Below are 11,938 nucleotides of genomic sequence, written 5' to 3'. Positions count from 1 at the left end.
ACTTCAAGGACTTCAACTCCGGGGCGATGATCCAGAACGTCGTCGACCGGGCGAAGAAAAACGCGATCAAGTCGGTGCTGGAGACCGGTCAGCCGGGCCTGCGGATTCAGCACCTGCTGGACTCGATCGTCGACGAGTTCGCCGAGAACGAGGATCTGCCCAACACCACCAACCCCGACGACTGGGCGCGGATCTCGGGCAAGAAGGGCGAGCGGATCGTCTACATCCGCACCCTGGTCACCGGGAAGAGCTCCAGCGCGTCGCGGGCCATCGACACCGAATCGAACCTGGGCCAGTACCTGTAGCCTCGACCGAATGCGACTGCGTTTCTCGCCTGGCGACGACGAGGATGCCTATCAGGCGACCCGCGACGTGCTGCTCGACGAATTCGATGGCTGGCTGGACGGGCTGGATACACCCGAGTCGCAGCGGGCCGAGATCATCGGCGACGCCGGGATTTTCCTGGACTGGCGCCGCGGCTACTCCAGCGGCGTGCTCGATGAGTTCACCGACGACGACGTCGCGGAGTTTCTCATCGGTTGGTGCCCCCGCAAGCTGGCGGTGCCGGCCGACGAGGCCGACGGCGTATGCCACGCGGTCGGCGTCTTCGTCGAATTCATGGCAGCCACGGGGCGTCTGGTCGGCGGCGTGAAGCGGGCCGCCGTGCTGCGGGCACTGGCCGACGACTTGGTGCCGATGATGCGCTCGGAGATGGCCAACCCGGCGAACTTCGGCATGGGTAAAACACTCATCGGGGGGCTGGGGGACCTGTCCGCCATGTCCGAGGACGAGCTGCGGTCGGCGCTGCAGGCCCGGATGGACGAGTTCAACGCGCTGCCGTTCGCGGAGCGCAGGGCGCTCACCGATCCGTTCATTGAGCCGGCGCCAGAAGAGCCGTACGAGCTGCCGTTCGTCTACGTGCCTCCGCCGATGACCGATGTGCACGCCGCAGCGGCCGCCGCGCTATTGCCCGCGAAGGTCGCAGCCCTGCGCGAGTATCTGGGTCCGGACGGCAAACCGCTGACCGACCGGGGAAACCTCAAGCTGGCAGACGGTCGTGCGCTGGTGGAACTGCTCGACACCGGTGACGAGATCGACCGCCAGATCGGCGACAGCACGTTCAAGACCCGGTCGAGCGCTGAGCTGTACCACTTGACGTTCCTCATCGGGGTGGCCCGCCAGGCTGGTGCGGTTCGGGTGTATCGACGCCGCCTGGTGCCGGTGCGGGCGTGGGCCGCCCGCCCGCCGATTCAGCAGGCGCTCGCCCCGGTGACGGCGATCTTCGAGCTCGGCCCCCTGCAAAGTCTGTCGTCGGGGCGTGTTGCGTTCCTCAACGACCTGCACCAGTTGCTGGACGACGGGATCGTGCTTTGGTTGTCCCCGCTGCTCGGACCTCGCGCCGAGATGCCGTTCGAAGATCTTGTCGGGCTGCCCAAACTGATAGTGGCCCAGCAGCTCTCGCGGTATTGGCCGGAGTATGCGAAGGATAGTCTCGATGACTTCACGGTGCAGGGCATGAGCCGCATCTTCGACGTGCTCGAGCTCGCGGGTGTGCTGCGTTGGAGCGATCGGATCGAAGTGCAGCGGGGTTACGGATTCTCCCACTCCGCCGGTGGCACCGTCGGACTCACCGCCCTGGGCCGGCACGTCCTGCCCGATCACATGGATGGCGCCGGGCTGGTTCTGCACAGCGTCGGCGATCTCGCCGACGCTGACGGTGCCGGACTGATCGAGGCGATGCTCGCAATGCCCGACACGCAGCATGAGTCGCTGGTGGCGGCGTGGCAGCCCCATCGTCCGCCGATCGAGCGGGTCCAGCTGCTGACCGACGCCATCGTGTCCAGTGAAAGCGTCAAGGGCCGGTTGATGGGCTTCGTCGCACTGGACCTGTTTGACGCCGACGTTGTCGAACCGCTGGTCCGTCAGCTGTTGGACACCCCGGTCGGCGGCAACGCGGCGATGTGGTTGATGGCGCATGACGTCGTCGACAGCGCCAGCCTGGGCAGTTTCGTCGATACGGCGGCGCTGGTCGACGTGCTTGCCACCCTTGTTGACGAACCGGAGGAGCTGTGTGACCTCTTCACCGCTGGTCCCGACGCCGACCAGCCGCTTCGGCTGTTGGAGGGCATGTGGCGACATCCCGCACCCGAGACCGCATTGATCCTCGATACGCTGGGGCGCCATCTCAAGGACCGCAAACTCGCCAAAGCCGCGCGCAAAGCCGCTATGCGGCACCGCAGCTGGATGGCCAACTGCGGGTGAGCATGTCACGAGACTTGCTGGTGATCTCGCCGCTGAAAGAGTGGACGTGCACATCGTGCGCCGGCACCGGTGGCCTGCTGTTCATGACGGATCCGGGCCCGCTGTGCCTGGACTGCGCCGATCTGGGGCATCTCGACTTCCTGCCGTCCGGCGATGCCGCACTGACCCGGCGCGCGAAGAAAGCCAGCCGGCTCTCGGCGGTAGGGTCGGGCGAAGCGCCGCGGGCCGGGTCCTGGATCCGGATGCCGTGCACCTCGCTGTCGCGGCCTCGGTCCGGCACAACGACACCGACTACGACGAATTGCTGATGGCGGGAACCGCCCGGGAAAGCGCCCGCGGCCGGGTGTTCGACCAGGTCGAGGCGGTGCTTGAGCGCTGGCGCGGCGAAGTGGGTTGAGTGCGGGCATCCCCAGCTCGCCGTCCGTGCGCGCTGACCGGCGATTCACGCACGTCACTTAGGCTGGACGCTATGCAACGGATCATCGGGACGGAGGTCGAATACGGCATCTCCTCGCCGTCGGATCCGACCGCCAACCCGATCCTGACCTCCACCCAGGCGGTGCTGGCCTACGCTGCGGCCACTGGTCTGCAGCGGGCCAAACGCACGCGCTGGGACTATGAGGTGGAGTCCCCGCTGCGCGATGCCCGCGGTTTTGACCTGAGCCGCTCGACGGGTCCACCGCCGATCGTCGACGCCGACGAAGTCGGTGCGGCCAACATGATCTTGACCAACGGCGCCCGCCTCTATGTCGACCACGCCCACCCGGAATACTCCGCGCCCGAGTGCACCGATCCCCTCGACGCGGTGATCTGGGACAAAGCCGGCGAGCGGGTGATGGAGGCCGCAGCCCGGCACGTGGCCAGCGTGCCGGGCGCAGCGAAGCTGCAGTTGTACAAAAACAACGTCGACGGCAAGGGCGCCTCCTACGGATCGCACGAGAACTACCTGATGAGCCGCCAGACACCGTTTTCGGCCGTCATCGCTGGCCTGACCACGTTCTTGGTCACCCGCCAGGTGATGACCGGGGCCGGCCGGGTCGGCATGGGTCCTTCCGGAGATGAACCGGGCTTTCAGCTGTCGCAACGCGCCGATTACATCGAGGTCGAGGTCGGGCTGGAGACCACACTCAAACGCGGCATCATCAACACCCGTGACGAGCCGCATGCCGACGCCGACAAATACCGTCGGCTGCATGTGATCATCGGCGACGCCAACCTCGCTGAGACAGCGACGTATGTGAAGTTGGGCACCACCGCTTTGGTGCTCGACCTGATCGAGGAAGGCCCGGAACACGGGATCGACTTGACCGACCTCACCCTGGCCCGCCCGGTGCATGCCGTGCACGCGATCAGCCGCGATCCATCGCTGCGTACCGCGGTCGCGCTGGCCGATGGCCGCGAACTGACCGCGCTTGCGCTGCAACGGATTTACCTCGACCGGGTGGCCAAGCTGGTGGACAGTCGTGACCCTGATCCACGTGCCGCCGATGTCGTCGAGACCTGGGCGCATCTGCTCGACCTGTTGGAGCGCGACCCGATGGACTGTGCCGAGCTGCTGGACTGGCCGGCCAAGCTGCGGATTCTGGACGGGTTCCGGCACCGGGAAAACCTGGCCTGGTCGGCGCCTCGGCTGCATCTGGTGGACCTGCAGTATTGCGACGTCCGGCTGGACAAGGGCCTCTACAACCGGCTGGTGGCCCGCGGCTCGATGCGGCGACTGATCACCGAGCAGCAGGTGCTGGCAGCGGTGGACAACCCCCCGACCGATACCCGCGCCTACTTCCGGGGGGAGTGCCTGCGCAGGTTCGGCGCAGACATCGCGGCCGCCAGCTGGGACTCGGTGATTTTCGACCTGGGTGGGGACTCTCTGGTGCGCATTCCGACGCTGGAGCCGCTGCGTGGCAGCAAGGCGCACGTCGGGGCGCTGCTGGACTCGGTGGACAGTGCGGCTGAACTGGTGGAACAACTCACGACCTGATCCTGCCGATGAGCCTTGAGCAGGCGAGACGGACGTCGACGGTAGGCTGGGGAGATCGGCGAGTGCGTGGTGTGGCGCCGAAGATGACGCAGGAGGCAGCGATGGCTCAGGAGCAATCCAAGCGCGGCGGTGGCGGCGGCGACGACGAGGATCTCGCTGACGGCACAGCCGGCCAAGAGCGTCGCGAGAAGCTGGCTGCGGAGACCGACGACCTGCTCGACGAAATCGATGACGTTCTCGAGGAGAACGCCGAGGACTTCGTGCGTGCGTATGTCCAAAAGGGCGGACAGTGAGCTGGCTGTCTCGTGATCACCTGGCTGCTCATTCACCAATCGCCGGAGTCGGATCTAACCCGGTAGACCTGTCGTCGTTCTCTGACTTCCTGCGCCGTCAGGCACCGGATTTGCTGCCGGGGGGTGTCACGGGTGCCCAGTCTGCCGGCGGGGCGGAAGCCGTCGGCCAATTTCCGCATGGCACTACTATCGTCGCGCTGAAGTATCCCGGCGGGGTCGTCATCGCCGGGGACCGGCGCTCGACGCAGGGCAACATGATCGCCGGGCGGGATGTGCAGAAGGTCTATATCACCGACGATTACACGGCGACCGGCATCGCCGGCACTGCCGCGGTCGCCGTGGAGTTCGCTCGTCTGTACGCCGTCGAACTGGAGCACTACGAGAAGCTCGAAGGCGTGCCGTTGACGTTCGCCGGCAAGGTGAACCGACTGGCGATCATGGTGCGCGGCAACCTGGGTGCGGCGTTGCAGGGCTTGATGGCGCTGCCGCTGCTGGCCGCCTACGACATCGACGATGCAGATCCGCTGAAAGCAGCTCGGATCGTGTCGTTCGACGCCGCCGGGGGCTGGAACGTCGAGGAAGAGGGCTACCAGGCGGTGGGCTCGGGCTCGATCTTCGCCAAGTCGTCGATGAAAAAACTGTATGGGCAGGTCGCCGATGCCGACTCCGCACTGCGGGTTGCCGTCGAGGCGCTCTACGACGCCGCCGACGACGACTCCGCCACCGGCGGCCCGGATTTGGTCCGCGGGATTTACCCGACGGCGGTCACCATCGACGCCGACGGCGCGGTTGACGTCCCCGAGCAACGGGTCGCGGAGCTGGCCCGCGAGGTTATCCAAAGCCGAACCCGCGCTGACGATTCCGGGAGCCAGACGTGAGTTTCCCGTATTTCATCTCGCCCGAGCAGGCGATGCGCGAGCGCAGCGAGCTGGCGCGCAAGGGCATCGCCCGGGGCCGCAGCGTGGTTGCGTTGGCCTACGCCGACGGTGTGCTCTTCGTCGCGGAGAACCCGTCGCGCTCACTGCAGAAGATCAGTGAACTCTACGACCGGGTCGGGTTCGCTGCCGCCGGCCGGATCAACGAGTTCGAGAACCTGCGTCGCGGCGGCATCCAGTTCGCCGACACCCGCGGCTACGCCTACGACCGCCGCGACGTCACCGCGCGCCAGCTGGCCAACGTCTACGCGCAGACGCTGGGCACCATCTTCACCGAGCAGGCCAAACCCTACGAGGTCGAGCTGTGCGTGGCCGGGGTCGCCTACCAAGGCCAGACGAAGCCCCCTGAGCTGTACCGGATCACCTATGACGGGTCGATCACCGACGAACCGCATTTCGTGGTGATGGGCGGTGTCACCGAGCCGATCGCAGGCGCGCTCAAGGAGTCCTACACCGAGAACGCCCAACTCGCCGACGCGGTGCGGATCGCGGTCGACGCACTGAAGAAGACAGACGCCGGCAACGGTTCGGAATCACGGGATTTGGGTCCGGGCACCCTGGAGGTGGCCATCCTGGACGCCAACCGGCCGCGACGGGCGTTTCGGCGCATTAGCCGCTCCGCGCTGGAAGCGATTCTGCCGGGAGAGGATTCGAAGTCGGGCTCGAAGGGTTCGACACGGCCGCCAACGAGTTCCCGGGGTAGCTGACCCCAGTGTCGATGATTTCGGTTTCAATGTGCCGCTTTTGGGCTCTGGGTTGTTCGCATAGAGCGATGTGCGGTTCATTCTGAAGGGTTTTCGGTGACTATTGCTGCCAGTTGGAGTAACCCCCGGCAGCAGGTATGACAGCATGTCATCTAATGATCCGATGCTATGCTGTCGCATGCGCACGACCGTGACCCTGGATGATGACGTTCAGCAGTTGATACGACGGCGGATGGCCGAACGGCAGGTTTCGTTCAAACAGGCGCTGAACGACGCCATCCGCGACGGCGCTGCCGGGCGCACAACCCAGCAATTCACCACCCGGACGGCCGACCTCGGTGTTTCGTCGGTCAACCTGGATCGGGCTCTGCAGATCGTCGCAGATCTGGAGGACGACGAGCTGATTCGTCGGCAGCAACGCGGCGAATAAGAGCGCATGAAGATCGTCGACGGGAACATTTTGCTGTACGCGGTGAATGCGGCTGCCGAACACCATGAAGCGTCGCTGCGCTGGCTCGACGGTGCCTTGTCCGGAGCAGACAGCGTTGGGTTCCCCTGGGTTCCGCTGCTGGCGTTCGTTCTGGCTCAGGATGCGATATGACAGGTCGCGGACTGGACAGCGGCATCCGGCGCGGTGGTCGTAAGTCCGACCCTCCGGCATATCGACATCCTCACCGAGATGCTTGCCCGGATCGGCAGCGGTGGAAATCTGGTCAACGACGCCCACCTGGCGGCCGTGGCCGTCGAACATCGTGCCGGAATCGTCTCCTATGACAACGATTTCGAACGATTCGGGGTGCGATGGAATCGCCCCGACGAGTTGCTGTGACTCCTGACTCCACGCGACGGTGCTCAGCTGTTATAGGGTTTCTCGCGTTTTGCCGTACAAATGTGCGTACTCGTGCCGGGCACTACCGCGCGACGATCACCGACGAGCCGTGCCCGAACAAACCCTGGTTGGCGGTGACGCCGACGGTAGCGCCCTCGACCTGCCGGCCGGTGGCCTGCCCGCGCAGTTGCCAGGTCAGTTCGCAGACCTGGGCGATCGCCTGAGCCGGGATCGCCTCGCCGAAGCACGCCAGCCCACCGGACGGGTTGACCGGGATCCGCCCGCCGATGGTGGTGGCACCGCTGCGCAGCAGCGCCTCGGCCTCACCTTTGGCGCAGAGCCCCAGGTGCTCGTACCAGTCCAGCTCCAGCGCGGTGGATAGGTCGTAGACCTCGGCCAAGCTCAGGTCCTCGGGTCCGATGCCGGATTCGGCGTAGGCCGCGTTCAGGATCTGGTCCTTGAACACCCGCTCCGGTGCGGCCACCACTGCGGTGGAATCCGTTGCAATGTCCGGTAATTCGGGCAGGTGCTGCGGGTAGCGCGGGGTCACGGTGGACACCGCGCGCACCGACGGCACCCCTTCCAGTGAGCCGAGGTGTTCCCGGGTGAACTTCGCGCTGGCCACCACCAGCGCCGCCGCACCGTCGGAGGTTGCACAGATGTCGAGCTGGCGCAGCGGGTCGGCCACCACCGGGCTGGCCAGTACGTCCTCGACCGACGATTCCTTGCGGTAGCGGGCGTACGGGTTCGCCAGGCCGTGCCGGGAATTCTTGACCTTCACCTGGGCGAAGTCCTCGACGGTGGCACCGTGGACGTCGATGCGGCGACGGGCCAGCAGCGCGAAGTACACCGGGTTCATCGCCCCGATCAGGTGAAACCGCTGCCAGTCCGGGTCATTGCGGCGTTCGCCGGTGACCGGAGCGAAGGCGCCTTTGGGCGTGGTGTCGGCGCCGACCACCAGCGCCACGTCGCAGAATCCGGCCAGGATCTGCGCGCGCGCACTCTGCAGCGCCTGCGAGCCGCTGGCGCAGGCCGCGTAGCTCGACGACACCGGCACCCCGTTCCAGCCCAGCTTCTGTGCGAACGTCGAACCGGTGATGAACCCCGGGTAGCCGTTGCGGATGGTGTCCGCGCCCGCGACGAACTGGATCTGCCGCCAGTCCAGACCGGCCTCGGCCAAGGCGGCACGGGCGGCGACCATGCCGTATTCGGTGAAGTCCCGGCCCCACTTGCCCCACGGATGCATGCCGGCACCCAGGATGTACAGCGGTTCCGGACTCACGAGGCCACCCGCCACGCGTACACGATGCGCTCGACGCCGTCGTCGTCGGTGAACAGCGGCATGGTCGTCAGTTCCATCGCCATGCCGATCCGCAGGTCCGCGGCCAGCGTGCCCTCGACGACCTTGCCCAGCACAATCATCCCCTCGTCGACTAGTTCGACCGCGGCGATCGCGAACGGTTGGAACGGGTCGGCAGCCGGATACGGGGCCGGTGGTGGGTAGCGGTTTTCGGTGTAGCTCCACAGTGTGCCCCGCCGTGACAGCGCAACAGCTTCCAGCACGTCGCCGGAGCACGCCGGGTTGGGGCAGTTGTTCTCCCGCGGCGGGAAGACATAGGTTCCGCACTGTGGGCACTTGCCGCCGATCAGGTGGGGCAGGCCGGAGTCGTCGGCGGCGAACCACCCGTCGATCGCCGGCTGGGTAGCTGCTGCTGGCACCGGGCCAGCCTACCGAAACACCGGCAAGAAACTGAAACGTGTTGCAGTTCTGCCGCAGCTATCCGGCGGATGCCTACAGTTGAGGCCGTGAGCCCAGCCAAGAACGCGGCAAAGGAGGCCCCCGCAGAAACCCAAGCCAGGCCGACGCTGCTGCTGCTGGATGGAAACTCGCTGGCGTTTCGGGCCTTTTACGCACTGCCCGCGGAGAACTTCAAAACCCAGAGCGGGCTGACCACCAACGCGGTGTACGGGTTCACGTCCATGCTGATCAACCTGCTGCGTGACGAAGCCCCGACGCATATGGCGGCGGCGTTCGACGTGTCGCGGCAGACGTTTCGCGCCGAGCGTTACCCGGAGTACAAGGCGAACCGCTCGGCCGCCCCGGACGAGTTCCGCGGTCAGATCGACCTCACCAAGGATGTGCTTGCCGCGCTGGGCATCACCGTGTTCGCCGAGCCCGGCTTCGAGGCCGACGACGTGATTGCCACGCTGGCCACCCGGGCCGAGAACGAAGGTTACCGGGTGCTGGTGGTCACCGGGGACCGGGATTCGCTACAGCTGGTCGACGACGACGTGACGGTGCTGTACCCGCGTAAAGGGGTGAGCGACCTGACCCGCTTCACCCCGGCGACAGTCGAGGAGAAATACGGCCTTACCCCTAAGCAGTACCCGGATTTTGCCGCGCTGCGCGGCGATCCCAGCGACAACCTGCCCGGCATCCCCGGGGTGGGGGAGAAGACCGCCGCCAAGTGGATTGCCGAATACGGCTCCCTGCAGAACTTGGTCGATCACGCCGACGCGGTACGCGGCAAGGTCGGCGACGCGCTGCGCGCCCACCTGCCTTCCGTACTGCTCAACCGGGAACTCACCGATTTGGTCCGCAACGTGCCGTTGAGCCAGACGCCGGACGCGCTGCGGCTGCAGCCGTGGGATCGCGAGCAGATCCACCGCATCTTCGACGAACTGGAGTTCCGGGTGCTGCGCGACCGGCTGTTCGACACGCTGAGCACCGTCGAGCCCGAGGTCGATGCGGGATTCGACGTGCACGGCACCGTGCTGGCGCCCGGAACCGTGGCGGCGTGGCTGGCTGAGCATGCCGGCGATGGCCCAACCGGTCACCGCGCCGGGCTGGCGGTCGTCGGCACCCACCTCAGCTACGACAGCGACGCGACCGCGCTGGCCATCGCTGCCGCGGACGGCACCGGCGGCTATGTCGACACCACTACCCTGACGGCCGGCGACGAGGCCGCGCTGGGCGCCTGGCTCGCCGATCCCGGCAAGCCGAAGGCGCTGCACGAGGCCAAGCTGGCCATGCACGATCTGGCCGGACGCGGCTGGACACTCGCCGGCGTCACCTCCGACACCGCGCTCGCCGCCTACCTGGTCCGGCCCGGGCAGCGCAGCTTCAGCCTCGACGATTTGTCGCTGCGCTACCTGCGTCGTGAACTTCGCGCGGAAAATGCTCAGGACCAACAACTTTCGCTGCTTGACGATATCGGAGGCATCGACGATGCCACGGACGGGCAGGCTGCCCAGACTGCGATACTGCGTGCCCGGGCGGTCGTCGATCTGGCTGCCGCGCTCGATGCCGAACTGGCCCGCATCGAGTCGGCCGCATTGCTTTCCGAGATGGAACTGCCGCTGCAGCGGGTGCTGGCCCGGATGGAGGCCACCGGGATCGCCGTCGACGTCGACCGCCTCGCTGCACTGCAGGACCAGTTCGGCGACCGGATCCGCGACGCCGCCGAGGCCGCCTATGCGGTGATCGGCAAGCAGATCAACCTCGGTTCACCCAAGCAGCTGCAGGTGGTGCTGTTCGACGAGCTCGAGATGCCGAAAACCAAACGCACCAAGACCGGTTACACCACCGACGCCGACGCGCTGCAGTCACTGTTCGAAAAGACCGGCCACCCGTTTCTGGAGCACCTGCTGGCCCATCGTGACGCCACCAGGCTCAAGGTGACCGTCGATGGTCTGCTGAAAGCGGTGGGGGCCGATGGGCGAATCCACACCACGTTCAACCAGACGATTGCCGCGACTGGCCGACTCTCCTCCACCGAGCCCAACCTGCAGAACATCCCGGTCCGCACTGAGGAAGGCCGGCTCATCAGGGAGGCGTTCGTGGTGGGACGCGGCCCCGACGGCCCCTTCGCCGCGTTAATGACCGCCGACTACAGCCAGATCGAGATGCGCATCATGGCGCACCTGTCGCATGACGAAGGTCTCATCGAAGCCTTCAACACCGGTGAGGACTTGCACTCCTTCGTCGCCTCTCGGGCGTTCGGCGTGCCCCCTAACGAGGTAAGCCCCGACCTGCGGCGTCGGGTCAAGGCGATGTCGTATGGCCTGGCCTACGGGTTGAGCGCCTACGGCTTGTCCCAGCAGCTCAAGATCTCCGCCGAAGACGCCAGGGACCAGATGGACGCCTACTTCGCCCGGTTCGGCCGGGTGAGAGATTATCTGCACGCCGTCGTCGACAAGGCCCGCAAAGATGGCTATACGTCAACCTTGTTAGGCCGGCGCCGCTACCTGCCCGAACTCGACAGCGGCAACCGGCAGGTCCGTGACGCTGCCGAGCGGGCGGCGCTTAACGCGCCGATCCAGGGCAGTGCGGCCGACATCATCAAGGTGGCGATGATCGACGTGGACGCCGCGCTTAACCAGGCCGGGTTAGCCTCCCGGATGCTGCTTCAGGTCCACGACGAACTGTTGTTCGAGGTCGCCGAGGGTGAGCAGGAGCAGTTGGAGGCGTTAGTGCGCGACAAGATGGGCGGTGCCTACCCGCTCGACGTGCCGCTGGAGGTGTCGGTCGGTTACGGCGACAGTTGGCACACGGCAGCGCACTAGGGCGCACTAGGGCGCACTAGGGCGCAATAGGTGCCCCGGAGGCTTGGGACCGCCACGACGACGAACGTGAAGCCCTTGCGAACCTTCGGCGGTTTTCTCGCAATAGCTTCACACTCGCGAACGTGACGGGAACCCACGGGAACCCTGGCCGTGCCGACCGGTTTGTCCAGCGTGCAACTAGTCAAGTAGCCTCGACGGGTAGCTCACGATCAGATCGCGGGCCGCAGCATGCACGAGAAGAACACCAACAACAGTCGTCCCAAAGCCATCCCTACGACCCAACCTGTCCGGAGCAACCCCCCATATGCCAAGTCCCGCCGTCACCTCGCCGCAAGTAGCCGTCAACGACATCGGCTCGAGCGAGGACTTCC

Annotated in this window: 11 protein-coding genes and 3 pseudogenes; 12 read left to right on the top strand and 2 right to left on the bottom strand. The window is 66.2% G+C overall.

Features of this window, described 5'->3' with window-relative positions:
* The 10 genes and pseudogenes from AC2VOP_RS13440 to AC2VOP_RS13395 form a co-directional block, all read left to right on the top strand.
* Positions 1-305: pseudogene (locus AC2VOP_RS13440) on the top strand (proteasome ATPase); the annotation flags it as partial.
* 10 nt (positions 306-315) lie between these two features.
* The gene (locus AC2VOP_RS13435; RefSeq protein WP_486961428.1) at positions 316-2,262 is read left to right on the top strand and encodes a hypothetical protein; all 1,947 of its coding nucleotides are present in this window, start codon (positions 316-318) and stop codon (positions 2,260-2,262) included.
* 5 nt (positions 2,263-2,267) lie between these two features.
* A pseudogene (locus AC2VOP_RS13430) lies at positions 2,268-2,459 on the top strand (DUF2293 domain-containing protein); the annotation flags it as partial.
* A 50-nt stretch (positions 2,460-2,509) separates the two neighbouring features.
* Positions 2,510-2,659 (top strand): DUF2293 domain-containing protein, encoded by a 150-nt coding sequence (locus AC2VOP_RS13425; protein ID WP_486961427.1) that lies wholly within the window; start codon positions 2,510-2,512, stop codon positions 2,657-2,659.
* A 72-nt stretch (positions 2,660-2,731) separates the two neighbouring features.
* On the top strand, positions 2,732-4,240 hold the full coding sequence (dop, locus tag AC2VOP_RS13420; protein ID WP_486961426.1) for a depupylase/deamidase Dop: 1,509 nt from the start codon (positions 2,732-2,734) through the stop codon (positions 4,238-4,240).
* Positions 4,241-4,341: 101 nt separating this feature from the next.
* Positions 4,342-4,533 carry a ubiquitin-like protein Pup gene (locus AC2VOP_RS13415; RefSeq protein WP_486961425.1) on the top strand — a complete coding sequence of 64 codons (192 nt, stop codon included), beginning with the start codon at positions 4,342-4,344 and terminating at the stop codon, positions 4,531-4,533.
* A gap of 5 nt (positions 4,534-4,538) precedes the next feature.
* Positions 4,539-5,411, top strand: coding sequence for a proteasome subunit beta (gene prcB, locus AC2VOP_RS13410; RefSeq protein ID WP_486961430.1), 873 nt, complete (start codon positions 4,539-4,541; stop codon positions 5,409-5,411).
* Positions 5,408-6,175: a proteasome subunit alpha gene (gene prcA, locus AC2VOP_RS13405; RefSeq protein WP_486961424.1), complete on the top strand. Its 768-nt coding sequence runs from the start codon at positions 5,408-5,410 to the stop codon at positions 6,173-6,175. The genes prcB and prcA overlap by 4 nt, the downstream gene beginning before the upstream one ends.
* A gap of 175 nt (positions 6,176-6,350) precedes the next feature.
* Positions 6,351-6,602: an antitoxin gene (locus tag AC2VOP_RS13400; RefSeq protein WP_486961423.1), complete on the top strand. Its 252-nt coding sequence runs from the start codon at positions 6,351-6,353 to the stop codon at positions 6,600-6,602.
* A 6-nt stretch (positions 6,603-6,608) separates the two neighbouring features.
* Positions 6,609-7,001, top strand: a pseudogene (locus tag AC2VOP_RS13395) (TA system VapC family ribonuclease toxin).
* A gap of 82 nt (positions 7,002-7,083) precedes the next feature.
* Here AC2VOP_RS13395 and AC2VOP_RS13390 read toward each other — a convergent pair.
* Positions 7,084-8,283, bottom strand: coding sequence for a lipid-transfer protein (locus AC2VOP_RS13390; RefSeq protein WP_486961429.1), 1,200 nt, complete (start codon positions 8,281-8,283; stop codon positions 7,084-7,086).
* Complete coding sequence (locus AC2VOP_RS13385; protein ID WP_486961422.1) at positions 8,280-8,720, bottom strand: Zn-ribbon domain-containing OB-fold protein; 441 nt, start codon at positions 8,718-8,720, stop codon at positions 8,280-8,282. Before AC2VOP_RS13385 ends, AC2VOP_RS13390 begins: the two co-directional genes overlap by 4 nt.
* Before the next feature lie 69 nt (positions 8,721-8,789).
* Between AC2VOP_RS13385 and polA the strand changes: the two genes are divergently transcribed.
* Positions 8,790-11,567 (top strand): DNA polymerase I, encoded by a 2,778-nt coding sequence (gene polA, locus AC2VOP_RS13380; RefSeq protein ID WP_486961421.1) that lies wholly within the window; start codon positions 8,790-8,792, stop codon positions 11,565-11,567.
* 304 nt (positions 11,568-11,871) lie between these two features.
* A partial coding sequence (locus AC2VOP_RS13375; protein WP_486954414.1) for a hypothetical protein occupies positions 11,872-11,938 on the top strand: 67 nt, incomplete at its 3' end.

The organism is Mycobacterium sp. TH-M106 (assembly GCF_057473765.1).
Note: the sequence above shows the minus strand (reverse complement) of the source record. Positions and strands in the feature narration are given on the sequence as shown.